At 54.1% G+C, this 25,538-nt stretch carries 22 protein-coding genes and 1 pseudogene; 4 read left to right on the forward strand and 19 right to left on the reverse strand.

Annotated elements, in window-relative coordinates; genetic code table 11:
• Positions 1-401 (forward strand): annotated as a pseudogene (locus tag BT142_RS18935) (Ricin B lectin); the annotation flags it as partial.
• Positions 402-546: 145 nt separating this feature from the next.
• On the opposite strand, the gene BT142_RS01790 reads toward BT142_RS18935, so the two are convergent.
• The 5 genes from BT142_RS01790 to BT142_RS01810 all read right to left on the reverse strand — a co-directional run bounded on the left by BT142_RS01790 (position 547) and on the right by BT142_RS01810 (position 3,787).
• The gene (locus BT142_RS01790; protein WP_072416497.1) at positions 547-750 is read right to left on the reverse strand and encodes a DUF1858 domain-containing protein; all 204 of its coding nucleotides are present in this window, start codon (positions 748-750) and stop codon (positions 547-549) included.
• A 93-nt stretch (positions 751-843) separates the two neighbouring features.
• The gene (locus BT142_RS01795) at positions 844-1,818 is read right to left on the reverse strand and encodes an exonuclease domain-containing protein (RefSeq protein WP_072416498.1); all 975 of its coding nucleotides are present in this window, start codon (positions 1,816-1,818) and stop codon (positions 844-846) included.
• Positions 1,819-1,881: 63 nt separating this feature from the next.
• A complete protein-coding gene (locus BT142_RS01800; RefSeq protein ID WP_072416499.1) occupies positions 1,882-2,109 on the reverse strand; it encodes an NUDIX hydrolase in 228 nt (75 codons plus the stop codon).
• The gene (locus BT142_RS01805; protein ID WP_072416500.1) at positions 2,106-3,023 is read right to left on the reverse strand and encodes a dihydroorotate dehydrogenase; all 918 of its coding nucleotides are present in this window, start codon (positions 3,021-3,023) and stop codon (positions 2,106-2,108) included. Before BT142_RS01805 ends, BT142_RS01800 begins: the two co-directional genes overlap by 4 nt.
• Positions 3,020-3,787, reverse strand: coding sequence for a dihydroorotate dehydrogenase electron transfer subunit (locus BT142_RS01810; RefSeq protein ID WP_072416501.1), 768 nt, complete (start codon positions 3,785-3,787; stop codon positions 3,020-3,022). The genes BT142_RS01805 and BT142_RS01810 overlap by 4 nt, the downstream gene beginning before the upstream one ends.
• A 274-nt stretch (positions 3,788-4,061) precedes the next feature.
• Between BT142_RS01810 and BT142_RS01815 the strand changes: the two genes are divergently transcribed.
• Positions 4,062-4,616, forward strand: a complete 555-nt coding sequence (locus BT142_RS01815) for a DUF6935 domain-containing protein (RefSeq protein ID WP_072416502.1) — start codon at positions 4,062-4,064, stop codon at positions 4,614-4,616.
• A gap of 300 nt (positions 4,617-4,916) precedes the next feature.
• Here the strand turns inward: BT142_RS01815 and yihA are convergent, their stop codons facing one another.
• The 7 genes from yihA to BT142_RS01850 form a co-directional block, all read right to left on the reverse strand.
• Positions 4,917-5,513 carry a ribosome biogenesis GTP-binding protein YihA/YsxC gene (gene yihA / locus BT142_RS01820; protein WP_072416503.1) on the reverse strand — a complete coding sequence of 199 codons (597 nt, stop codon included), beginning with the start codon at positions 5,511-5,513 and terminating at the stop codon, positions 4,917-4,919.
• 11 nt (positions 5,514-5,524) lie between these two features.
• Positions 5,525-8,011, reverse strand: coding sequence for an endopeptidase La (gene lon, locus BT142_RS01825; protein ID WP_072416504.1), 2,487 nt, complete (start codon positions 8,009-8,011; stop codon positions 5,525-5,527).
• 224 nt (positions 8,012-8,235) lie between these two features.
• Positions 8,236-10,068: a peptide ABC transporter substrate-binding protein gene (locus BT142_RS01830; protein ID WP_072416505.1), complete on the reverse strand. Its 1,833-nt coding sequence runs from the start codon at positions 10,066-10,068 to the stop codon at positions 8,236-8,238.
• A gap of 76 nt (positions 10,069-10,144) precedes the next feature.
• The gene (locus tag BT142_RS01835) at positions 10,145-11,122 is read right to left on the reverse strand and encodes an ABC transporter ATP-binding protein (protein WP_072416506.1); all 978 of its coding nucleotides are present in this window, start codon (positions 11,120-11,122) and stop codon (positions 10,145-10,147) included.
• Positions 11,119-12,117: an ABC transporter ATP-binding protein gene (locus BT142_RS01840; RefSeq protein ID WP_072416507.1), complete on the reverse strand. Its 999-nt coding sequence runs from the start codon at positions 12,115-12,117 to the stop codon at positions 11,119-11,121. The genes BT142_RS01835 and BT142_RS01840 overlap by 4 nt, the downstream gene beginning before the upstream one ends.
• A 19-nt stretch (positions 12,118-12,136) precedes the next feature.
• Positions 12,137-13,195 carry an ABC transporter permease gene (locus BT142_RS01845; RefSeq protein ID WP_072416508.1) on the reverse strand — a complete coding sequence of 353 codons (1,059 nt, stop codon included), beginning with the start codon at positions 13,193-13,195 and terminating at the stop codon, positions 12,137-12,139.
• Between the two features lie 12 nt (positions 13,196-13,207).
• A complete protein-coding gene (locus BT142_RS01850; RefSeq protein WP_072416509.1) occupies positions 13,208-14,137 on the reverse strand; it encodes an ABC transporter permease in 930 nt (309 codons plus the stop codon).
• A 574-nt stretch (positions 14,138-14,711) separates the two neighbouring features.
• Between BT142_RS01850 and BT142_RS01855 the strand changes: the two genes are divergently transcribed.
• Both BT142_RS01855 and pyrE read left to right on the forward strand, forming a co-directional pair.
• Entirely contained in the window at positions 14,712-17,150 is a 2,439-nt protein-coding gene (locus tag BT142_RS01855) for a sensor domain-containing protein (RefSeq protein ID WP_072416510.1), read from the forward strand.
• A gap of 296 nt (positions 17,151-17,446) precedes the next feature.
• Positions 17,447-18,106: an orotate phosphoribosyltransferase gene (pyrE, locus tag BT142_RS01860; protein ID WP_072416511.1), complete on the forward strand. Its 660-nt coding sequence runs from the start codon at positions 17,447-17,449 to the stop codon at positions 18,104-18,106.
• Between the two features lie 574 nt (positions 18,107-18,680).
• Here pyrE and BT142_RS01865 read toward each other — a convergent pair.
• From BT142_RS01865 to BT142_RS01890, 7 genes are all read right to left on the reverse strand, one after another.
• A complete protein-coding gene (locus BT142_RS01865) occupies positions 18,681-19,271 on the reverse strand; it encodes an SseB family protein (RefSeq protein WP_072416512.1) in 591 nt (196 codons plus the stop codon).
• A gap of 6 nt (positions 19,272-19,277) precedes the next feature.
• On the reverse strand, positions 19,278-20,258 hold the full coding sequence (locus BT142_RS01870; protein ID WP_072416513.1) for a glycosyltransferase family 2 protein: 981 nt from the start codon (positions 20,256-20,258) through the stop codon (positions 19,278-19,280).
• A 26-nt stretch (positions 20,259-20,284) separates the two neighbouring features.
• A complete protein-coding gene (locus tag BT142_RS18940; protein ID WP_175545476.1) occupies positions 20,285-20,443 on the reverse strand; it encodes a hypothetical protein in 159 nt (52 codons plus the stop codon).
• A 7-nt stretch (positions 20,444-20,450) separates the two neighbouring features.
• Positions 20,451-21,143, reverse strand: coding sequence for a YncE family protein (locus BT142_RS01875; protein ID WP_139182162.1), 693 nt, complete (start codon positions 21,141-21,143; stop codon positions 20,451-20,453).
• Positions 21,136-21,960, reverse strand: coding sequence for a TatD family hydrolase (locus BT142_RS01880; protein WP_072416515.1), 825 nt, complete (start codon positions 21,958-21,960; stop codon positions 21,136-21,138). The genes BT142_RS01875 and BT142_RS01880 overlap by 8 nt, the downstream gene beginning before the upstream one ends.
• Positions 21,961-22,203: 243 nt before the next feature.
• On the reverse strand, positions 22,204-24,909 hold the full coding sequence (locus BT142_RS01885; RefSeq protein WP_175444870.1) for a YfhO family protein: 2,706 nt from the start codon (positions 24,907-24,909) through the stop codon (positions 22,204-22,206).
• 14 nt (positions 24,910-24,923) lie between these two features.
• A complete protein-coding gene (locus BT142_RS01890; protein WP_242871898.1) occupies positions 24,924-25,199 on the reverse strand; it encodes a DUF6171 family protein in 276 nt (91 codons plus the stop codon).
• Positions 25,200-25,538 lie beyond the last annotated feature (339 nt).

Raw genomic sequence — 25,538 nt, forward strand, 5'->3', positions numbered from 1 at the left:
CCGATACTTATACCATCAAGAACCTCACCGCAGGCAAGCAGTATAAGGTCGCAGTCATCACCAAGCTGAACGGCAAGTGGTTCACCGACGTTTCCAACGCGATCGTAGTGACCCCGAAGGAAGCTGTAACTCCTAAGTATCCCGTAGTCAAGAGCGTAGACGTTGAAGGCAACGCATTCAGACTTACCTGGGACGCTGTAAAGGGCGCAGAGAAGTATTGCGTGGCATACTACTCCGCAGGCAAGTGGAAGCTCCTCGCTCAGACCACAGCAAAAGAGACCACATTCACCAAGACCAAGGTACCCGCAGGCTCCTATAAGGTAGTCGTAGGCGCTAAGATTAACGGCGAATGGGATATCTCTAATCTCAACCAGAGAGCTGTTACAGTTACTATCAAGTAAGACTTCACCTCATCCAAGTAGTCATAAGAACCTTAAAGATCGGCAGCCCCTTCGGGGGCTGTTGGTCTTTTTTGTCCGAACACAGCAAAAAAAGCTGTGCAGAACGAGTCTGCACAGCTTTTTCGATAACGAATAAACCTGTTTATTACTCACCAAAGTGCGCATTCAGCTTGTCGATCAGCTGCTGCGGGTCAACACCGTGTACCTCGCAAGCCTGCTCGATGGTCTCGCCTCTCGATGCAGGGCAGCCCAGACAGTGCATTCCGATCTCCATAAAATAAGGTGCAGCATCGAAATCCATGTCAAGAATGTCACCGATGATGGTGTCCTTGTCAACTTTATATGCCATTGGAAATTCACTCCTTTCAATTCATACCTTATAAGTATTATAACCCATTTTTTGCAGATAATCAAGCCTTTTGATAGAAAATTATCAATTTCGTCACAATGTGACCGCTTCTTCTTCCTTCAGCCGCAGAAAATCTATCAGCACAGGCGCAAAAGTCTCCTTCGTGAGCCGCGATTTGTAGATACAGCCCTGACTCTTGTCCTCCGAATAGACCGACCCTGCGACTATCTTGAACCTCAGCGGCTGCTTGTACGCCACCAGCACATAGTCTTTCTCGTCGGGATGGTTTTTCAGGTAGTTGAGTATCGTGTAGCGGTGCGCCAGCAGCCTGTCCCTCTCCGCCTCGCGCTCGTTCTCGGCAAAACTGCCAAGGTACTCCTGCTCGACCTCGAACAGCGAAACACTCAGCGCTATCTCGCGCCTGCGCTCGGCAGCACGCTGTTTCTGCGCTTCACGCCGCGCTATCCTCACGTTTGTCAGCTCCGCAAGCTTCGCGTTGTTCCTGAAATCGGTCATGTACGCGCCGCGGTGTATCTCGTAAAGCCCCATGGCGTCGTTGAAAGCGTTGTGATAGGTGCCGTTTCGCGGTACGAACCCGAACACCCCCGAAAGCTCCGCGATGTTCACCGCTTCAGGCAGTCCCAACCGTTTGGTCAGCTGCTGCTGAATGTCCACGATGCTGTCGGCGGCGAACCTCACGTAGGTGTTGTCCTTGTGCCGCTTGCGGTGCATCTTGCAGTCGGCATACAGCCCGTGTATGTCGAAATTACCCCAGACGCATATGTCCTCGCACCCGTAATTCTTCATCAGGTCGCAGACGATCTTCATGACGTCGTTGCTGTCGGGCGAGTTGTAAATGTCCTGCTGAACGAGCTTTGTGAGCTTCACGCACTGTTTGGTCATCTTCGGCTGAACGGCAGGGCGAGCAGTGCAGTAGAAGGTCTTGACTATCTTGTACGAGCTGTCGCAGATGACGATGCCCACCGACAGCAGTTCGCAGGTATCCCGTGTGATGTTACCGCCGCAGGTGAACTCGAAGTCCCCGAAGCAGAGATACCCGTTATCCATGTCATTACCTCCTGATCTGTTATTTCTTTCCGCCGACGTTTTTTACGCTCTTGAAGTCCGGCTCTAAAATACCCTCATGAAGTTCTCCTGTTTCCGGGATAAGCATCTGCATGACCCGCCGCGTGCGGCACCGCCGTCGGGAAAGCAGTAATATCCGTAAGCGAGACTGTGTATCAGCGCGAGCCTGCCGTTCTTCAGTATGATGCTCCTTACCGCTGTCCTTCTGCCGACCTCGCCTTCGGGACCGTGATCACGCCTAGCCTCAGTGAACAATACGCGTACTGTGTTCACCAGGGCTGAACCGTGCCGACTATCTCCGAGATGTTTGCGATGCTGTTGTCGATGCAGTACTGCTCCAGTCCGTCCACGATCTTCACGGGCGCATACGGGTCAGCAAAGATAGCCGCGCCGACCTGAACCGCCGAAGCGCCTGCCATCATCATCTCGACCGCGTCCTCCCAGGTCGCGATACCGCCCATGCCGACAATCGGCACCTTGACCGCGTTCGCCACCTGCCATACCATGCGGACAGCCACAGGGAACACCGCAGGCCCCGAAAGTCCGCCCACATTGTTCTTGAGGATCGGTCTGCGGGTCCTGATGTCGATACGCATACCGAGCAGTGTGTTTATCAGCGACAGAGCGTCCGCGCCTGCCGCCTCCACCGACTTTGCGATGTCGGTGATGCTTGTCACGTTAGGGGAGAGCTTCACCATCAGCGGCTTGTGGGGCAGTTCCTTGCGCACCGCCGCGGTGACCGCCGCCGCAACTGCGCAGTCGGTGCCGAATGCCGCGCCGCCCTGCTTCACGTTCGGGCAGCTGATGTTCAGCTCCACCATGTCCACCTCGGACGGGTCGATGAGGGACGCAAGCTCCGCGCACTCCTCGACAGAAGCGCCCGCGATGTTTGCGATGATGCGGATGTCCTTGGTCAGCAGGTTCGGCATCTCGTATTCAAGGAACTTCTTCACGCCGCCGTTTTGCAGACCCACCGAGTTGAGCATTCCTGCGGGAGTCTCCGCGACTCTCGGTCCCTGATTGCCCTGACGGGGGTTCAGCGTGGTGCCCTTGACGGAGATACCGCCCAGCTTCGACAGCGGATAAAGGCTCTCGTACTCGCGCCCGTAGCCGTAAGTACCGCTTGCAGGGATGACGGGGTTCTTGAACTCCACGCCGCATATGTTCACTTTCAGTCTTTCGCTCATGTGAAGTCTACCTCCTCTCCGTCAAACACAGGGCCGTCCTTGCAGACGTGGCTGAGTATCTGCTCGCCGTCCCTGACCGTCCTGCACACGCACACCAGACAAGCGCCCACGCCGCAGGCCATGCGCTGTTCCAGCGACACCTCGCACTTCACGCCGTATTGCTTGCAGAGGTTCGCGATGCCTTTGAGCATCGGCATCGGGCCGCAGGCGTAGACGATATCGGGCTTGTCCGACTTCAGGCGCTCTTCGAGGGGCGCGGTCACGAAGCCGTGAACTCCTGCCGTGCCGTCGTCGGTGCAGAGGGTCGTCTGACATCCTGCCGCCGCGAAGTCATCCTGCAAGATCGCGATGCCTGCCGTGCGGAAACCGCTGATGACCTGCGCATTCTCGCCGTACTTCTTCGCGATGCCGAGCATCGGGGGAGTGCCTATTCCGCCGCCGACGCAGACTGCCTTTCCGCCCTCAACGACGGTGAAGCCGTTGCCGAGGGGTGCGATAATGTCGATAAGTCCGCCCTTTTGCAGGTCGGAGAGCTTCTCTGTGCCCTTGCCCCTGACCTCGAACACGAGTCGGATGGTGCCGCGCTCCTTGTCGATGTCGCATATCGAGATGGGTCTGCGCAGGAAAAATCCGTCAGCCGCGACCTGTGCGAACTGACCTGCCTCAGCGAGCGCCGCTATCTCGGGACAGCTGACAGTCAGGTCAAACACGCCTTTGGCTATCGCCTTTTTTTCGGCGATGATATATTTGCCTTGCTTGTACATAAAATCAGTCCTTTCGGAAGGTATCAACTCTATTATAACAGAATCCGACGCTGATTTCAAGGGAAAGACGTAAAAAAACGATTATTTGGCAAAAAAAACAATTATTTACTCTGCCTCACGGATCTGATGCCCGACATCGGATGCCGCGCTGCGCATCTTTGTGTAAAAAGCACAAATCCCGCGCCGAAAATTCTACCTGCGAACGCCCCGTATCCCTTGCGAAAAACCGCGCAATATTGTATAATAATAGCAACATACCCGAAAGGAGACTATTATGGGATTATTTGACAACATCGGCGCACCTGCCGCCGCACCGCAGGCTTTCGACAAAAGCGTCCGCACCGTGGACGTGGTCTTCGCATCGCTTCCCGAAACCCTCGAACAGTTTCGGGCGCTTCCTCAGTCGTCACTCACCGACCCGTTCGGCACGGCGGCGCTCACAGTCCTCGCCCTCTGCTTCTATCCTCAGGACAGAGAACTCAGCCTCTCGATGCTCGACTTCCTCAAAGGTCCTCAGCCGCTCAGCCCCTTCGAGAAACAGTTCATTCGCGACCGCTTCATGGATAAGGACTACGTTCCGCGCTCGTATTTCAAAGGCTCGACTCCCGCGAACAACTACGCGCCTCAGCAGCCCTACACCATCTCGGTGAGCTCCAACCCCTACTCCTATCAGGACGAGGGCTACGCCAAGCTCTACCTACAGTCGGGCGGCGCCGACAGCCCCCGTCCCGTGACCCTCCGCCTCGCCAAAGACGGCAAATGGTACCTCTGGGAACAGTTCCTCCTCCCCGACATCCGCCAGCCCGACTCCTCCGACCCCTGGGCTTGACGGTGCGAGTACGGGGGAGAGTGTGGGATTTACTGTGGGAAACCCGCCTTGGCTTCAAGAGATAAGGTCTAACTTGCTCCCGTCGAATGAAGCGTTACGCACCATTTGAGGTATTCATCAGATGCCGTCTCTTGAAATGTCAAGGGGACAATCTTTCCGACCACAACAAACGAACAACATATTAAAAGTTTTAGGAAGGGGGTCCGGGGGATAACCCTTTTTCAAAAGGGTTTCCCCCGGTCAGACCACCCCGTTAAAAGCGCAACAAAGCCGCAGAGAGCAGACTCTGCGGCTTTGTTGTTATTCTTCTTCAAAGGAAGTTGCGTCTTCGATTATTTCGCGGAGGGTGTCTACGCCCTCGCCTGTCACGGACGAGAAGGGGACAACGGTGATGTCTTCAAAGCAGGGTATTTCCTGAGTGAAAGCTGCCATGCGTTCTTCTCGTTCGCGCTTGTTGAGCTTGTCAGCCTTAGTCAGCACGACGATGAAGGGCAGTTCGTTGTCGATGAGGTAGTTTATCATCTGCAAGTCGTCCTTGCTGGGGGCGTGGCGCATATCCACGAGCTGGATGACGAGTTCAAGCTGTCGTCTGCCGTCTGCGAGGTAGCCGCCGATAAGGTCGCTCCAGCCGCTTTTCTCTCCCTTCGAGACCTTTGCGTAGCCGTATCCGGGCAGGTCGGCGAGGTATATCTCGCCCACCGAGAAGAAGTTGATAGTCACCGTTTTACCGGGAACGGAGCTGACTCTTGCGAGCGCCTTGCGGTTGAGCAGTTTGTTTATGAGGGTCGATTTTCCGACGTTCGAGCGTCCCGAGAAGCAGACCTCGGGGCGGTCGGATTCGGGCATTTGCGAGAGCTTCCCGAAAGAAGTCACGAATTTAGCGTTGTTCCAGTTCATGCCCCACCGCCTTACATCTGCGGAGCTTCGGCAGGCTGAACCTGCTTCGGCTTTCTGCCGCGGCGGGCGGTCTTCTTCGGCGTAGCGGCGGTCTTTACCCTCTTATCGGTGATGAGCGCGATGTCGAGCACCTCGCCTATCTCCGAAACGGGGATTATCTCCAGCGCGTCCTTGACAACGTCGTCTATCTCGTCCAGGTCGGGCAGGTTGCCCTTCGGGATGATGAGGGTCTTGATGCCAGCCTTGTAAGCCGCCATCGACTTCTCCTTGAGGCCGCCTATGGGCAGTACCCAGCCCATCAGGGAGATCTCGCCCGTCATCGCAACGTCCGAGCGCACCTTGCAGCCCGACAGCGCCGAGATGAGCGCGGTAGTCATGGTGATGCCTGCCGACGGGCCGTCCTTCGGCACAGCCCCCTCGGGAGCGTGGATGTGCAGGTCGGTCTTGTCGAAGAATTCGGGGTCGATGCCGTACTTCTTCGCCAGTTCTCTTGCGAGTGTCACGGCTATTTTCAGGCTCTCCTTCATCACATCGCCCAGCGAGCCCGTGAACACGCTCCTGCCCTTGCCTTCGAGCACGGCGCACTCGATAGGCATGATAACGCCGCCCACCGAAGTCCATGCAAGACCGTTCACGCAGCCGATAGTCGGCTTCTTGATGAAGATGTCCTCGCTGTTTTTCCTGCTGCCGAGGAACTCATTGATGTTCGATGCCTTGACGCTCACCTTCTTCTCGCCCGAAACGAGCTTTTTCGCGCTCTTTCTGCAAAGGGACGCGATGGCTCTTTCGAGCTTTCTCACGCCTGCTTCGCGGGTGTAGTCGTCGATGAGCGAATATATAGCCGAGTCGTTTATCCTCAGCTGTGAAGCCTTGATGCCGTACTTGTTCAGCTGTTTCGGCACAAGGTGTTCCTTCGCGATGTGGAATTTCTCCTCACGGGTGTAGCTGTTGAGCTCGATGACTTCCATTCTGTCCAGCAGCGGGGGCTGCACGGTGGAGATAGAGTTCGCGGTGGTGATGAACAGAACGTCCGACAGGTCGAAGGGAACCTCCGTGTAGTGATCTCTGAACCTTACGTGCTGTTCCGAGTCGAGCACTTCAAGCATCGCCGACGAGGGGTCGCCGCGGTAGTCGTTGGACATCTTGTCTATCTCATCCAGCAGCATTACGGGGTTCTTTACGCCCACCTCGCGCAGAGCCTGAACGATTCGTCCGGGCATAGCGCCGACGTAGGTCTTTCTGTGGCCGCGGATGTCGCTCTCGTCGCGCACGCCGCCAAGCGAAACGCGCACATACTTTCTTCCGAGAGCCCTTGCCACCGACTTTGCGACGCTGGTCTTTCCGACTCCGGGAGGGCCGTACAGGCAGATTATCTGACCCTTCACGTCGGGGGTCAGCGCTCTGACTGCGATGTTCTCGATGATGCGTTCCTTGACCTTTGCGAGTCCGTAGTGATCCTCGTCCAGAACCTTCTCCGCGAATTCAACGTCCGCGGTCTCCTCGGTCTTTTCGTCCCAGGGGAGCGAGAGCACCGTTTCGAGGTAGGTGCGGATGGTTGCCGCTTCCTGCGAATATGCAGGGGTCTTTTCGTAGCGGTCGATCTCCTCGTTTATCTTCTTGTAGGCATCCTCGGGGATGTCGGAGAAGGAGTCGAGCTTTTCCTTGAAAGCGATCGCTTCCGAGGAATCGCCGCCGCTGCCGTTCTCGCCCAACTCGTCCTGCAAAGCGGCTATCTGCTCGCGTATGTAGAAGTCGCGCTGATTGCGGTTGATAGCGTCCTGCACGCGCTCGTGTATCTTGTACTCCAGCTCGTTGACGCTTATCTCGTACATGAGGTATTCCGAGAGCAGATCCAGCCTTTCGCTGAGGGTGTCTGCGCTGAGCAGTCTGTAGTCCTTCTCGATACCGAAGGGAACTCTCGCGGTGATGACGTCGAACAGTTCCTCTGCGTCATCGTCATTCGGAAGTGCGGCGGGAGTTTCGCTGTCGCGGGAAGTCATAACGAACTCTGCGTACAGCTTCTTGATCTCTCTTGCCATAGCCTCAAGCTCTTTTTCGGAGTACTTGCCTGCGGGGCAGGGGAGCACTCTTGCGACGGCGGCAGAGTATCCTCTTCCTTCCGCCGAGAAGCTGACGACCTCAGCCCTTGCGAGACCCTGCACGGTACAGCGGAAAACTCCGCCTGCCGCGTTGACCACCTGCTTTACGTAAGCGATGGTGCCGATGCTGTAAACATCCTTCTTCTCGGGGTCTTCAAGGTCGGTGTCGGTCTGTGTGGTTATGAATACGAGCCTGTCACCTGCGACAGCCTTTTTCGCCGCAAAAACGCTCTTTCTGCGGATTATCTCAAAGGTGTGCTGCATGGTGGGGAACAGAACGAACCCTCTTGCAGGTATGCAGGGGAGCGTCACGGTATCAGCGGGCACTCTTTCGTCGAGGGCTTCGTTGTATTCGGTGAACAGCTCGTCTATGATATCAGGATCTTTTCTTTTTCTCATACGATCTCCTTTTAGTTATACCGCCGCCCGACAGAGCGGCTCAAAACGTATTACCCAAATGTTATACTATATATAATAACACATTTCTGTCGAAAAATCAAGCCCCATTTTCGGTGAAAAATACTCCTGTAATTAGTGAAAAAATCTCCTGCGCATACGGGCGTGAGCTCAGCGCAGGAGATCTTTTTCATATTATGGGAGAGGTATTATACGATTGTTTGAGATCAATCCTCAATGGTGCAGTACATGAAGTACTTGTAGCCGAGAGGATTGCTGAAGAAGCCCTTAACGCTGCTGTCGATCATGTACAGGTCGGTGTAGTAGTAGATCGGGGTAAGGCAGCCTGTCTGCATGAGTATATCCTCAGCCTTGTGCATCAGCTTGTAGCGGGTGGTGTTGTCGGTAGTGGTCTTGATGATGCCCATCAGAGCGTCGTAGGTCTCAGCCCATGTGCCGTTCTCCACCTTGAGGTCAACGCCGCAGTCGGTGCAGTCGATGCTGTAAGCCTTCAGATCAGCGTTTGCGCCCTTGCCGTACTGAACGTCGTTGTTGCCCGAAGCGGTAGTCCACATATCGAGGAAGCTGATAGGATCGTTGTAGTCAGCCAGCCAGCCGTTTCTTGCAACGGTGAAGTCGCCCGACTTTCTGGTCTCAAGGAAGGTAGCCCATTCCTGGTTCTCAAGGCTCATGTCGAGACCGATGGAAGCGAAGATGCCCTGGATATTCTCAGCGATAGCCTTGTGACCTTCACTGGTGTTGTAAAGGTATGTCATGGACGGGAAGTCGGTGAACTTGCCCGAAGCCTCATCGTAGGTGTAGTACTTCTTCAGAGTCTCGATAGCGGTGTTCCAGTTGTTCTGGTAAGCGTCAGCGGATACGTCGTAGTAGCCGGGGAAGCTGTTGCCGCCTGCGTTCTGATAGAACTGCGAACCGTCAGGCTCGGTAAGACCCATAGCAACGAAGGAAGAAGCAGGAACCTGTCCTCCCTGAGAAACGTTGTCAACGAGGTAGTTTCTGTCGATGATAAGGCTGAGAGCGTTTCTTACCTCAGCTTCGGCAGCTTCCTTCTCAGCGCCTGTGAGGGTGCAGGAAGCGGGGAGCAGGTCGTAGTTGATGTTCCAGGAGATGTAGTAGGTACCGAGCTGACCCGTTACAACGAAGTTGTCGGGATACTGGGACTTGAGGCTTGCGATCTCATTGGTCGGAACGTCGTCGATGAGCTGCCAGTCGTGGTTTCTGAAGTTGGTGAGCATATTGTTGGCGTCATCGGAGAGGTAGAAGTTGATAGCGCCCATGGTGATCTTGTCAGCGTCGATGTAGTTGTCGTTCTTTACGAGGGTGATAACGCTGTTGTGCTCCCAGGAGTCCATAGTGTACGGACCGTTGCATACATAGGTGGAAGGATCGGTAGCCCAGCTCTCGTTGGAAACAACGTCCTCACGAACAGGGAAGTAGCTCGGGAATGCAAGCAGCTCGTTCCAGTAGCTTACTTCGTTATTGAGGGTGACTTCAAGGGTCTTGTCGTCCTTTGCGGTAACTGCGAGCTTGGCGTCAGCGTTGACATAGTTGCCTGCGTCGTCGGTAGCCCAGATATCCTCATAGCCCTTTACCACCTCGAACATATAGCCGTAGTCGGCAGCGAGAGCGGTGGAGCAGGCTCTGTTCCATGCGAACTCGAAGTCGTGAGCGGTAACGTCCTTGCCGTCAGACCACTTAGCGCCGTCGCGGAGAGTGTAGGTGTAGGTAACAGTGCCGTCAGCGTTCTGTACGCCTTCGGACAGCTCGGTAGCCAGATCGGGAACGATCTCCAGCATGCCCTGCTCGTTCTTCTCCCACTTAGCGAGACCCGAGAACATATGTGCGCAGAGTGTAGCGCCGTCAACCGAAGAGTTGAGCGCGGGGTCAAGAGTGCCGGGCTCGGAAGCGAGGCAAACATTGATCTCCTGTCCGTCAGCAGCGCCGTTAGCGCCGTTATTGCCGCCCTTAGAACCGCAGCTTGTCAGGGAAGCGGTGAGCATGATTGCCGCAAGTGCGGCTGCAAATACCTTTGTTTTCATAGTCTTCCTCCAAATTTAGATATGTATTCTGACCGTACCGTTTTGCACGGATCATCAACTTGAACTATGGGAACCTTCAGTCGCCCTGTATCACATGGCAGGCGCAGTAGTGACCGCTCGATATCTCCTTGAGCTCGGGCATCTTCTCCGCGCACTTGTCGATAGCGTACTGGCATCTTGTTCTGAACGGACATCCCGAAGGAGCGTTCAGCGGGCTGGGGATGTCTCCCGACAGCACGATTCGTTTGTTCTCCCTTGCCGTTTTCGGGTCGGGAACGGGCACAGCCGACAGCAGGGACTTGCTGTAGGGGTGCTGGGGGTGGTCGTAGATCTCCTTAGCGTCCGCAAGCTCCACCATCTTGCCGAGGTACATTACCGCGATGCGGTCGCTGATGTGGCGGACAACCAGCAGGTCGTGAGCGATGAACAGGTAGGTCAGACCCAGTCTGTCCTGCAATTCGTCGAACATATTGATGACCTGTGCCTGAATGGAAACGTCCAGCGCCGATACAGGCTCGTCGCAGACGATGAATTCGGGCTTTATCGCAAGCGATCTTGCGATGCCGATACGCTGTCTCTGACCGCCCGAGAACTCGTGCGCGTATCTCGAAGCGTGCTCCGAGTTGAGTCCCACGTAGCTCATCAGTTCAAGCACGCGGTCACGGCGTTCCGCCTTTGAAGAGTACATCTTGTGGATGTCAAGCGGTTCCGCGATGATGTCCGAAACGGTCATTCGCGGGTCGAGCGAGGAGTAGGGATCCTGAAAGACCATAGTGGCTTTCTTTCTGAACTCCTTTATGTCGGCGCTTGTCTTGATAGGCTTGCCGTCGTAGATTATCTCGCCCGAGGTAGGCTTGTAGAGATTGAGGATGGTGCGTCCGACGGTGGTCTTTCCGCATCCGCTCTCTCCCACGAGACCGAGTGTCTCGCCCTTCTTTATGTCGAAGGAAACGTCGTCAACAGCCTTCAGCGGCTTCGACTTGAACAAGCCCACGTTAATGTTGAAGTATTCCTTTAAGTGGCGTATCTCGATAAGGTTCTCGCTGCCGCTCAAGCCTGTTCACCGTCCTTTCCCTCTTCCATCAGTTTTTTCACGTTCATCCAGCATTCCGCCTGGTGGTCTTCGTTTATCTGAAGACGCTCGGCGCGTTCTCTCAGACAGATGCGCATAGCGTTGTCGCATCTCGGAGCGAAGGGACATCCCTTCGGCATATTCAGCAGGTCGATGGGGGTACCTGTGATAGGTCTGAGCTGTTCGTCGTCGTTTGAAGTGGTCGGTATCGAACGCAGCAGACCCTTCGTGTACTCGTGGCAGGGGTTGTAGAATATCTCATCCGCCGTGCCCTGCTCGCATATCGAGCCCGCGTACATTACGATGACCTCGTCGCACATCTGTGCCACAACACCGAGGTCGTGGGTTATCATGATTATCGCCATACCAAGCTCTTCCTGAAGGTTCTTCATGAGCTCAAGTATCTGTGCCTGAATGGTAACGTCAAGAGCGGTAGTCGGCTCGTCCGCGATGAGTATATCGGGCTCGCAGGCAAGTGCCATCGCTATCATGACTCTCTGTCTCATACCGCCCGACAGCTCGAAGGGGTGCTGTTTCATGCGCTTTTCGGGCTCGTTCACGTTAACGAGTTTGAGCATCTCGACAGCGCGTTCCCGAGCCTGCTGCTTGTTGCGGTCGGTGTGGAGAAGTATCGCTTCCATCAGCTGCTTGCCGATGGTGTAAGTGGGGTTCAGGCTGGTCATAGGGTCCTGGAATATGATGGAGATGCGGTTGCCGCGGATGGTCTTCATGACCTTCTCGCCTGCGCCCACAAGCTCCTGACCGTTGAATTTTATCGAGCCGCCGACTATCTTGCCTGCGCTCGCAAGTATTTGCATGATTGAGTAAGCCGTTACCGACTTGCCCGAGCCGCTCTCGCCCACGATGTCGAGCACCTTGCCCTTGTCGAGGTTGAAAGACACGCCGTTTACCGCCTTGACCTCGCCCGCGTCGGTGAAGAAGGAGGTGTGCAGGTCGTTTACTTCAAGTAATCTCATGTTTCTGCGCCGTCCTTTCTTATACGTTGAGCTTGGGGTCGAATGCGTCGCGCAGACCGTCGCCGAAGAGGTTCAGCGAAAGCACGATCAGCGAGATAACGATAGCGGGGATAACAAGTCTGTAGGGGTAAGCCGAGAGACCGTTGAGAGCCTCGGAAGCCAGCGAACCCAGCGAAGGCATCGGAGCGTTTACGCCGAGACCGAGGAAGGAAAGGTAGCTCTCGGTGAAGATAGCGGAAGGTATCTGCAAAGCGGTCGAGATGATGATGACCGAGAAGCAGTTGGGGATAAGGTGCTTGATGATTATCCAGCTTCCCTTAGCGCCTGCCGCCTGAGCCGCCAGAACGTACTCCTGCTCCTTGAGCGAGAGTATCTGACCTCTGATAAGTCTTGCCATGGATACCCAGTAAAGTACGCCGAATACGATGAAAAGGCTGATGATGTTGGAGCCTATCTTTGCAAGTACGGTGCCTTCGAGTGAGCCTTCGAGAGACTGCTTGAGGACCGATGCGAGAAGGATCACCATGAGCATATCGGGCAGGGAGTAGATCATATCTACTATTCGCATGATGACCATGTCCACCTTGCCGCCTGCGTAGCCCGAGATGGAGCCCACCGCAAGACCGATGATGAGCACGATGATGCTCGCGAAAAATCCTACTGCCAGCGAAATGCGGGTGCCGTACACGACTCTTATGAAGTAGTCGCGTCCCTGGGAGTCGGTGCCGAAGATGTGGGGCACAACGTGCTCGCCTGCGTCTATCTTAGCCTGCTCGCTCTTGCCGTACTCGAACGGCGCCAGGTTCAGGAAGGAGCTGTCGATAGGCTGTCCGGGCACGATACCGAGCTGCTGTTCGTAGGAATACGGCCAGAACATCGGCACGATTATCGCCGAAAGCGTTACGATGATTATGATGATGAAGCTCACCAGTGCGACCTTGTTCTTCACCAGACGCTTGCAGCCGTCTTTGAAGAAGGTCGAGGCGGGGCGCATACGCACCATGTATTCTTTTTCCTTGTCGGTAGCGGGGATAAGGTCGTCCACGTTCACCTGAACGCTGAAAGGTTTGTTACTCATATCTGCTCTCCCTTATTCAAGTGTGATCCTCGGATCGACGATCTTGTATGCGATGTCGCTCACGAGATTCATGATGATTATCAGCACGGCGAGGATGATGGTGGTACCCATCAGAAGCGTGTAGTCGCGTCCTGTGATGGAGTTGACGAAAGCTCTGCCTATGCCGGGCACTGCGAAGATCTGCTCAACTACCAGCGAGCCCGTAACGATGTATGCGAGCATCGGTCCGAAGTAGGTGATAACGGGTATGAGTGAGTTCTTCATGGCGTGTCCGAAGATTATCTTCCACTTTGAAACGCCCTTTGCCTTAGCGGTCCTGATGTAGTCCTGTCCGAGAACGTCCAGCATCGAGGAACGTGTAAGACGCGTTATGTAAGCCATCGGGTAGAGCGACAGGGTGATTATCGGCAGGATAAGTCCGTTGTCGGCGTTGCCGTTAGCGGGGAACCATTCCAGCTTTACCGCGAACACCGTCAGCAGCAGAGAGCCCATGATGAACGAGGGCATCGAAACGAACGCCGTCGTGATGACCATGATGCATCTGTCCGCGAACTTGTTTCTGTTCAGAGCCGCAGCCGCACCCAGCACAACACCGATGATGAGCGCGATGAAGGCCGCGATGATACCGATGTAAGCGGATGTCCTCATGCCGTCGGTGATGATGTCGATGACCATTCTGCCGCGCTGCTTGAGCGACGGTCCGAAGTCGAACTTCGTCACAACGTCCGAGAGGTAGGTGACGTACTGCTCTATCAGCGGCTTGTCAAGTCCGTACTTGGCTTCCATAGCCTTTCTGACAGCTTCCGATACTGCCTTTTCTCCCACGAAGGGTCCGCCGGGCACAGCGTGCATGACGAAGAAGGTGACTGTGATTACGAGCCATACCGTTATCACCGCCAGCAGCAGCCTTTTGAGGATGTACACTAAGGTTTTCGTGCTCATTTCGATCCTGTTCCTTTACATTTTATAGTCAGCTCAATTAAGCAAAATTTGCTTAAAGCTCTGTTTACATTTAAAATACCTCTGCGATAAGATGCGATACCACTGCACTTTGTTAAAGTGTAGAAGTAATATAGTACTGAAATAATCAGATTGTGAAAGTTTCTGCATCATATATTATTTGTTTAGACCATAACAGACATTATATCACCCGTTTTTCGTAAAGTCAAGGGGTAAAATGAAATGTTGTCAAATACTGACAAAACAAGTCGGGATTTTTGTTGTATTTGTATCAGAGAGGGTAAAAGTAATGTAATATCGCGTTAAAGTGGCTTTTTGCGACTATGATAAAGCCCTAAAATACAGCCCTTCCGACAGCGGTTTCGTAAAATCATCATTTTATATAAAAAGCATTGTGGACAATGACGAAAATATTATTCTACTATTGCATTTTTTTGAAGATTATGTTATAATATATTAATAAATGTGCCCGCTTTAAAATGCACGGTTTTCTGCCGTGTCTGCATACAGATAGGTTTGATAAGGGGAGAAAAACGGGGAAAGGAGGTTCGCCGTTATGGAAAAAACAGATCGCGAAAACATTAAAAGCGTAGTTTGCGGAACGTACAAGACGGACTTTGACCTTGACGGACGCATTATCGAATATGATGATGGTTTCCTGAAAATGACAGGGTACGAGCGCTCTCAGCTCGACAGCGGCGAGGTGACGTTCTTTTCGCTTATCCCGCCCGAAATAAAAGAAGATTACTTCTCCACCCTTGATGCCCTGAGACAGATCGACGGCGGCACGCTGGAACATAACATCGTGACCGCAGACGGCGGCAGGCTCGGCGTAATCTGCATCGGCAGGAACAACATCTCCGAAAACGGACATAAGTGCGCAGATATCACCATTTCCGATATCTCCGCATACAGGACTATCTCAAAACAGTACGAACGCACAAAGGCAGAGATGGTTGCCATCTCCGACAACTTCCCCGGCGGACTCGCCGTATACAGCGTCAGTCACGGGACTATCGACCTCATCAGCACCAATACCGAGTACTACAGGCTCACGGGGCTTACCGCCGTTTCCGAACGGTCGGATCACTGCGCCCTCGTCACCGATCAGGAAGCCGAACGCTTCAAGCAGGCGTTCTTCTGCTGCGCCGAGGATAAACAGCCCTTCACCCTCGATCTGCGCTTCAAGCCCGACGGCCGCTGGGTGCGCATCACGGGCAGATACTTCGCCACCGAACCCGACGGCAGCGTGCTGCTCCACTGCTCCCTCGCCGACATCACCGATAAGGTCGTAAAGGAAAAGCTGCTGGTCAAGCAGAACCTCTGCTTCAAGATGATAAGCGAAAACACCGAAGAGACCTTCTTCGATTACGATACCGAGAACGACAGGGTCGTCACCACCTCGAAAAAGCTGCGCCTTATCAGCCGCGACGGCGTTTTCAACGGTATGCTGCGCGACCGCCTCGTGGAGAAGTACCTCCACCCCGATGACGTGGAGCTTTACTACTCCACATGGGACAAGGCTGTCCGCACCGAAGGCAAGGGCACCCTCGAATTCCGCACCCGCGCCTACGATGACGAGTACCGCTGGCACAAGATGGTCTACGTCAGCGTCTGCGGCGACGACGGAAAGGTCGCAAACGTCTACGGCATGGTCTACTCCATCGACCACCTCAAGACCATGAAGAACAAGATAGCCAACGACCGCCGCGAGATAGAACGCCTTACCAACCGCGACCGCGTCACCGAACTTTACAACAGGACTGCTTTTAAGAGCGTTGTTGCCGAGATACTCCGCGAGAGCTTCGACCCGAATGAGTGCTTCGCCCTCGTCTACTCGGACATCAACGACTTCTCCTACGTCAACGAAAACTATGGCTACGAAGCAGGAGACAGGATGCTGCGCAGCTTCGCCATGATAGTCTGCGGATGCAGCGCCAGCCTTGCGGCCTGCCGTATCTACTCCGATTACTTCGTGTCGCTGTTCAAGGCACATGACCGCGAACAGCTGATACAGGAAATTTCCATGCACAACAACGAGTTCTCGGCAGCGCAGAAGCTCAGATACCCCCACAGCGATTTCCAGATATCCACGGGCGTCTACTTCTTCCACTCGGCTGACGACGACGTTGCTGTCGCCATCGACAACGCGAACCTTGCACGCCGAAGCATCAAGGGCGCCTCCGACATCCCCTGCGGTGTCTACACCGAGCGTATGCGCAAGAAGCGCAGCCACGACCAGACTATCGCGAGCGAGATATGGACGGCTATCAAGACGGGCGCTATCGAGCTGTTCCTACAGCCGAAGTTCGACCTCGTGACGAGGAAGATGATAGGCGCCGAAGCCCTCACCCGCTGGAGAAACCCCGACGGCAGCTACAAACTGCCCTACGAGTTCATCGAGGTCCTCGAGGAGGTCGGCTATATCACCCATGTGGATATGTATATCTACGAACAGGTGCTCAAATGCCTGAAACGCTGGAAACTCGAAGGAAAACAGCTCATCCCCATCTCGGTCAACTTCTCGCGCCGCCATAACAGCGACCCTGCCTTCGTGACGAAGGTGACGGAACTTGCCGAGATATACGGCGTTGACAAGCGCCTTATCGAGCTTGAGATAACCGAAAGCTGCTTCACTCAGGACGTGAAGAACCTCTACACAAATATGCGCCGCCTCAGAGAACAGGGCTTCCGCATAGATATCGACGATTTCGGCACGGGCTACTCGTCCCTGAGCGTCCTCATCGACGCGCCTGTCGATATCGTTAAGGTGGATAAGGTGTTCATCGACAACATCGGCACCAGCGAACTCTCCCGCGACTACGTTTCCCACATCTGCCGCCTCATCCAGTCCACACGCAAGGACATAATCTTTGAAGGCGTCGAGACCGAAGAACAGGCGCGGATACTCGCATCGGGCGGCCACACAATGGCACAGGGCTGGCTCTTCGACAAAGCCATCCCCGTTGAAGAATTCGACAAAAAATATATGTGACTCACAAAGGCACTCCGTCCCACGAGCGGGGTGCCTTTCTGCGTGGGGGGAGTGCGGGGCTTATTGGGGGAGAACCCTCGCCTTAGCTAAAATTTTTGATATGTCGTTTGTTGGTTGTGGTTTGGGAGATAGACTCTCACCGTTTAAATAGATAAGGTCTAACTTGCTCCCGCTGCTAAACCCGTACCGCAGAAAGACGCGTAAATCACTCTCCTATGTTCAGATTTTATCTATTGAATTTTGGGGCATGGTGTGGTATAATAGAAGGACAATAAACTTTGACGGGAGTGTTCTAAATGACCTACAAGGAAGAGTTCATAAAGTTCATGGCAGACAGCGGAGTGCTGACTTTCGGCGAGTTCACGCTGAAGAGCGGAAGAAAGGCGCCGTACTTCATCAACACGGGCAACTACAAGACAGGCGCACAGCTGGCGCGTCTGGGCGAGTTCTATGCTCAGTGCATCGAGGAGAACGGAGTTGACGCGGACGTATTCTTCGGCCCTGCGTACAAGGGTATCCCCCTGTCGGTGTCGGCGGCAGTTGCGTACTACAATAAGTTCGGCAAGGACGCGGCTTACTGTTTCGACCGCAAGGAGGTCAAGGATCACGGCGAGGGCGGAATGTTCGTCGGCAGAAAGCTCGCGGACGGCGATAAGGTAGTCATCATCGAGGACGTTATGACCTCGGGCAAGGCTCTGCGCGAAGTTATGCCCAAGCTGACCGAAGCCGCAAAGGTGAACGTTACAGGCATGGTCATCACCGTTGACCGCATGGAGAAGGCGCTCGACAGCGACCTCTCCGCAGTTCAGGACGCCTACAAGACCTTCGGCGTGAAGGTCTACTCCATCGTTACCATCGACGACATTATCGAGGCGATCAGAAACGGCGTGGTCGAGGGCAAAGAATACCTCGACGCAATGCTCGCATACCGTGAGCAGTACGGCGTGAAGTACTAAGTGCGTTTACCCCTTGCCGTGCGAAGCTAAGGCGGCCACCATTCCAAAGACTTTTAATACTCTTTGGCAAGGGGTAAATGTTGCACGGTGGTAACAAATCACATATGCTTTGTAATAATTTTGTAATCCTCTGTAATGGTATTGTTGTTGTAAAAGACCACAATATATTGTATAATTATATTGTAGAACAGAGGAAAGAAAAAGAATGAAAAACTAAGTGATTTATACTCTTAGCTCGTTTCATCCTCTCCAAAATTTTTTACACAAGTCAGAAGGTAGTCTCTCCAAGGCTACCTTTCTTTTTTGTGCATTTTTTTGCAAACGCCCACTCATTCAGATGATCTCACATGAATTGGAGAGAGCCGAACGCCCCCACTACAACCAACTGCCAACATATTAAAAGTCTTTGGAAAGGGGTCCGCCTTAGCTTCGCACGGCAAGGGGAGAACCTTTCTTCTAGCCGTGCGAAGCTAAGGCGGGTTTCCCCCCCCAGGAAAAATAGGCGTCCTCCAGGAAAATAAGCCGCAAAAAAAGACCTGCCAAGAACGGCAGGTCTTTAGTGTTTTGTGTGGGTTTATTCGCTGTCAGCGCCGCCCTCGCTTACGGTGATGCCTGCGGCCTCGGCGGATGCCTTCTGAGCCTCAGCGACCTGTCTGCGCTCGCGGGCGTTGAGAAGGGTCTGCTTGATCTGAGCGAGCATTTCCTTTGTGTAAGGCAGGTTGGTAGACATCGGGTTAACAACGAAGCCTGCGATGTTCGGGGTCTGCTCGGTGAGGGTAGCGATGTCTGCGAACTTCATGCTGACGCCGTTGAAGCCCTCTTTGTTCTGCATCTTAGCGAACTCCTCGTCATCGGTGAATACGGGGAAGAAAGTGCCGTTCTCCTTGTGCTTAACGAGCATGAAGCGAGCCTGGGGTTTCTCCTCGAACTTGAGGTGGTTCTGCTGATCCTGAACGAGCTGGGTGTTCTTCGAGATGATAGCAGGAACGATGAAAGTAGCTCTCAGTGTAAGATTGATGATCTTGCTGTTAGCATCATTGATCTTAGTCCTGTTCTCGTCGCTCTCGTTCTCTCTGAATTCTGCGTAAGCCGCTCTCATTTCCTTTACTGCTTCAAGCAGTTCGTCGTTGCGGGTAGGTGCAGGTGTGTTGGTATTTTCAGCCATGATATTTTACTCCTTTTCTGAATCAGAATATCCGTAATTGTTATCTTCCTCAAGGTCGATGTCTATAAAGAACTTCGGGCGTTCCTTAGCCTCAAGGTAGATCTTGCCAATATATTCGCCGATAACTCCGATGGCGAGCAGCTGCAAGCCGCCCAGCGCCCATACAGACATGAGTATGGATGTCCACCCCTGAACAGTCCTTCCCATGCAGTGTATGATGAGGAAGTATATCAGCATTATAATAGCCACAAAGAATATGAGTATGCCCAGCCCCGTTATCATACGGATGGGCTTTACCGAGAGGGAAGTTATCCCCTCCACCGCGAAGGACAGCATTTTTTTCAGCGGATACTTCGATTCGCCTGCCTGTCTTGCGGCTCTTTCGTAGGTCACGATGTCCGACTTGAAGCCGACCATCGGCACTATCCCCCGCAGGAACAGGTTTACCTCCTTGAACTCCGCAAGGGCGTCGATAGCCCTTCGGCTCATGAGCCTGTAGTCTGCGTGATTGTATGTTATCTCGACGCCCATCGCTTCGAGCAGCTTGTAGTAGCCCTCCGCGGTGAAGCGCTTGAATCCCGTGTCCGTCTCTCTCGAAGAGCGGACGCCGTAGACTATCTCACAGCCCTCGGCGCGTTTTTCGAGGAACCCGTCGATGGCGTTGATGTCATCCTGTAAGTCCGCGTCCATCGAAACCACGATGTCCGCATATTTCCTCGCGGTCATGAGACCTGCGAGCAGTGCGTTCTGATGTCCCTTGTTCCTTGAGAGCTTTACCCCCGTGAACAGGTCGCAGCTGCGGTGGAAACGTTCGATAAGCTCCCAGGTCTTGTCCTTCGAGCCGTCGTCAACGAACATCACCTTGCTCAGCGGCGATATTTTCTCCTCTGCTATCAGCGTGTCTAACTTGCGTATGAGCGCCTTAGCCGTGATAGGCAGCATCTCCTCCTCGTTGTAGCAGGGGATAACGATGTAGAGGATCTCCATTGTCTGTATCTATCTCCATTCCTGTATTATTTATCTTTTTTTGAGATCAAAGCGGCGGATATATCTCCTTGAAAAGCACCCTCTCGCGCCGGATGTTTAACTGCTTTGTCGCCCTTTTTCGGGTCGCCGAGAAATCTGTATAGTATGCTGTTATTTTCTTTTCTGAATAGCTCTTTAACATTCATAAACAACTTACAGCATCGCAAACAGCTCAGTAAGCGACACCCTTTCGGGCTTGGCGTATTTAAGCGTTGAGTGCGTCTCGCGGAACTTTTCGGAAAAACCGTGTTCTTCCCAATCTTTCTGCCAACACAAAGCTTCACAGCGCCTGACGTCCATCCGCTTCATAGCGGTCAGCCGCCCCGACTCGAAGTCCCACACGCCCACGAATCCGTAAGCGTAGCCCGCGCCCTCTGTATCCGAGCGCATGAATCCGAGCAGATACCACTCGCCGTTATCGTATTCGATATGGTCGAGCACCATCTTCCTGTCGCCCGAGAAATAGTCCCTCACCCTCGTGAAAGTCTCGGTCTCGTAAACGCCTATCTGCGTCCGATAGGACACCTTCGGCTTCTCGATGTTGATGAAATATCCCCCGTCGGGCGAAAATGCGAACCCTTCGTCCTGCGCCCCGAGAGTCGTGACCGTCACGCGCTTTATCAGCGTTAGCCTGTCCAGATCGTAAAAGCACAGATACCCCGCGGTGGATTTCGCCGCAAGAATATTCGTTCCCGTCCTGAAACAGCCGCGGTAACAGTAGGGCGCGTCTTTGAACTTCGCCAGCTCCTTGCCGCCCTTGTCGTAAACATATATGGTCGCGCCGTTGAACCCGACGATAAAGCTGTCGTTTTCGCAGACGCCGTAGGTCTTTCTCATGTCAGTCACCTATCCCGAACAGCCGTTTCGCGTTCTCACGGGTGATGTCGGTCAGCTCCTGAGCCGATACTCCCAGCACTTCCGAGGCGGTCTTTGCGACGTAGACTATCATCTCGCTCTGACACCTGCTGTAATTGAAGGGCGCAGGCGCAAGATAGGGCGCGTCCGTCTCGAAAAGCAGCCTGTCGAGCGGTACAGCCGCAAGGGCTTTCCGCGGCTTTTCGGCGTTTTCCCATGTCAGCGCACCGCCGAAAGCGATGTAAAAACCCATCTTCACCAGCTCTTTTGCGACTTCCGCCGAGCCGCTGAAACAGTGGCACTCGCCCCTGACGGGGTGTTTGCGAAGTATCTCCGGCAGGTCGCCGTAAGCGTTGCGGCAGTGGATGACCACAGGCAGATCAAGCTCGCGTGCAAGCTCAAGCTGTTCGATGAAAACGCGCTTCTGCTCATCGCGGTCGGGGTCTTTCGCGTAGTCGAGACCTATCTCGCCTATCGCCCTGACCTTCGGGTGCTTTGCGAGCTCGCGAAGCTGACCGATGTAGTCATCGGGGAGTTCGGCGCGGCGGATGTAAGTCGGGTGGATACCGACGGTGCAGTAGTAGTTCGGGTATTGTTCCGCGAGGGCGATGCCTTCCTTTGAGGAGCCGATATCGCAGCCTGCGTGAACGAGGTATTTAACGGCGGAGTCATCTGAGAACATTCGTTCGAGGATCTCATTTCTGTCGTCATCGAAAGCGGGGTCATCGTAGTGGCAATGAGTATCGAATATCCCCGAAACATCGCGGCAAATCGCCGAGAAGTCGGCAGGCTTACGTTTTCTGCTCATCTGCGCACCCCCGTTATACACCTATACTCAATTATTATACCACACAATTCGGTATTTGTAAACCCCTTTTGGGAAATTTCTGCCTGATAACGCGGTTTTAAAAAGAGAAAAACACCCCACACAAAAAGAAAAGAAGAAAGAACAAAGGTGCCCCCCTTCACCACACTTTCGGGCGATACCGAGTCACCAAAATGTTCTTTCTTCTTTCGTCAAGCAAATATAGCGGCACTTTCAGCTGTTACGCTACTCCACTTCTTTCTGCCAGAACAGAATGTTCGCCACTGTCGGCATGATGTAAATGGCAATGAACACCAGTATCGCGATGCCAGCCACAAGATACCTGCTCACCAGCGCCGCCGATGACGCTTCGTCGCCGAGGGGCTTGCGCTTTTTCAGATAGACAGCGTACCCGATGATGACCGCCGCACCCACCGCACTCATGACGATTCCTGCTTTCAGCCCCGATGGTACGAACTTGATCTCGATGTCGTTGTGGCCTGCGTCCAGTTCAAACTTCATGAAACAGGACATGGTCTTCTCGACAGGCTGCTCCCTGCCGTTGACTTTCAGCGTGAAACCGCTGTCATACGGCACCGCCAGCAGAACGGTTGACGGCTTGTCAAGGTCGCAGGAACCGCTCAGCCCGTTCTTGATCTCCGAAAGCCCTATCGTCTTCGTCTCCGCGACCGCCCCCGACAGCCCGTCAATGTCGATGCCGAATACACCGAAACTCATCACCGCTGTGTCTTTCAGCGTGCTGACTTCGATTATCGCCGTCTCGTCCTCGAACGTCCCCAGCGACAGCACCCCGTTCTCCTTGCCGAAAGGATAGCTTCGGCAGATGCTCTTGCCGTTGACCGATACCGAGAAACTGTCGTAGTCGGGCTCGCTCAGCTCGTTTGAAAGCCTGTCGAAACAGTCGAAGTACAGCGACTGTCTGCCCCTGACCCTCACACGGTAGATGAGCGTCTCCCCCGCCGACGCGGTGTACAGCCCGTCCTCGAACTTGTACTCGCCTTCCTCGGGCTCGTAGGTGTGTATCATGTCGCTCCTGCCGAAGAGCGCTTCCGCAGTGTACTGCTGAACTTCCGTCCTCGTCAGCTTTTCGGGTATCTCTTCCCCCTCGGGGAGCGTGTCGGTCAGTATTCCAAGCGGCAGCTTGTCCGCCAGCGGATAGATGTTGTATGCCTCGAAGGTGTACACCGCCTCGTCACTGTGCTCGTGCCCTATCTCGTACCCGACGGACAGCAGTGAGTCGGTTATCTCCGTGCCGCCGCAGGTGCCTATCTCCATCCATACCGATGTGTACCCCAGCCGCTTCATCGTGAACATATAGTCCTCTTTCGTCAGCGAGGTGTAGTGGCCGATGGAGTTGTACCCCATCGCGCCTATCATGTTGTAGTCGAATATCTTCGCGCTGGTCTTGACGCGGTAGAAACTGTCGTCGTTTATCCTCTCCGAAAGGTCGAGTACTCGCCTTTGAAGCGTGTAGGTGTTCTCGCTGCGCTCTCCCGAGCTCGTCATGTAGATGCGGCTCAGCCCTGCCGACTGTACCACCGTGATGACCGTCAGGAACACCAGCGAAACGCTCTTCAGCACCCAGCCCTTCCGATAGAAGAACCATATCACCCCAGTGAACAGCAGCGCCACGATGAGTATCCTCAGCAGTCCCTTGAACGCCGACTCGTTGCCGCCCAGCGAACGGGTGTACTCGCTGATGATGTCCATCTCCACGTCGATGAAGCTGCTGCTCACCTTGCCGAAAAGCAGTACAGCCGCCGCACTCAGCAGTCCGCCTGCCGCGTATTTTTTCAGGTCGCCCGAGAATTCGTGCTTCCTTCCCAGCGTGTGCGCCGACATTATCAGCAGTACGAACACGGTCATGAAAGCGTATCTCGCAGGGAACGCCATGTAGCTGCCCGTGTGCCACATCTTGTTTACGGGCTCGATGAACAGCGGCACTATCAGCAGCAGAGCCATTATCTTCCAGAGCCTGTGGGTAGGCGAGCAGTCCTTTTTCGAGCCGATGAAGTCCTCAGCCGCCAGTATCAGCAGCGCCGCCGCTCCGAACATCACGGTCAGCACCGTGTCGTAGTCGGTCACGAGGTCGCTCGTGCGCAGGTTGTCCAGCAGGGAAGTCCTCCGCCCCGAGGTCATGTACTGCATGAAACTCGGCAGCCACACCGCCGCCGACAGCAGAGCCGCCGCCGCCGACCCCACGAGGAATTGCAGGCAGGTCTCCGCCGTGCCGTTGTCGTCCGCTCTTATGCCGATGATGGAATAGATGCCAGCCGTCAGCAGCACGAACACGACCACCATGTAGCCGATGTAGTAGTTTATGACCATCATCCCTGCCATCAGCAGTATGTACATTATCGGCTTGTGCTTTTTGTGCAGTCTGTCAAGCGACATCATCAGAAGCGGGAACAGGTACATAACGTCCAGCCATATCACGTTCTGATAGAATAGCATCACATATCCGCTCGTTGCATACATGAAGCCCAGCAGACTCACCGATATGGGGTCGAGCCCCCTGTGCTCGTCGCTCTTGATGAAGTACAGCGAGGCCGTGACGGCGGCTGTCATCATTTTCAGCATCACGAGAATGTTCGCGAACAACAGCATATTCTCTTTTTCCACGAATTTCACGAGAAACGAGAACGGGCTCGACAGGAAGAAGAAGAACACTCCCACAAAATTCATTCCCGAAGCGTTCTTGAAGCTGAGCAGCCAGCCCGACTTGCCGTCGAGTATGTCTTTCAGCTGACACAGCAGCGGCACCACCTGCTGATTCATGTCGCACCATGCCACCGTCCTGCCGCCAAAGGGATAAAACTCCCTCGAACGGAAAACATACATGAGCATCAGCATAGTCAGCACGGGCGAGACCAGCAGCGGACAGCGGCGGTTCATCGCTTCTTTCATTCTTTCGATCTTTTTCTTTTCCATTTTGCTTTCCTTTTTCATATTTGTATTGACCATCTGTCTCCCGAAGGGTCGGGACATCCCGAATTCGGTTTCAGCGCCCGAAGCTCCACATAGCATCCGCAAATGCCGCACATCCCGCTGCTTAGGTTGTCGCATCCCGTGCAGTGTCCGAGCCTGCGCGAATATTCCTCGTCCGAAACACGCCTGTCCTTCGGATATTCTTCAATGTACTCTTTCAAAGAACGCAGATAATCGTCCTCCGACATCTCCGCCAGCAGACACTTGCGGCATACCTTCAAAGGCGCATCCAATCCCTACCCCTCCTTTTTTGCACATCACTTCTATTATATCACAGCTTCCCGCGAAATGCAACCGAAAAATCACAACTTTTCCCATTTTCCCCCACACCGCAAAAACCACATTAGTGCGGGTCTTGCCGGGGGAAAACCCGCCTTAGCTACGCACGGCCGCCTTAGCTTCGCACGGCCGCCTTAGCTTCGCACTGCCGCCTTAGCTTCGCACGGCCGCCTTAGCTTCGCACTGCCGCCTTAGCTTCGCACGGCTAGAAGAAAGGTTCTCCCCCCAGCCCCCCTTTCCAAAGACTTTTAATATGTCGTCATTTGGATTTGGTTTGGAAGATAGACTGTCAC

Origin of the sequence: Ruminococcus sp. YE71, from assembly GCF_900119155.1 — a bacterium.
Classification (GTDB): domain Bacteria; phylum Bacillota; class Clostridia; order Oscillospirales; family Ruminococcaceae; genus YE71.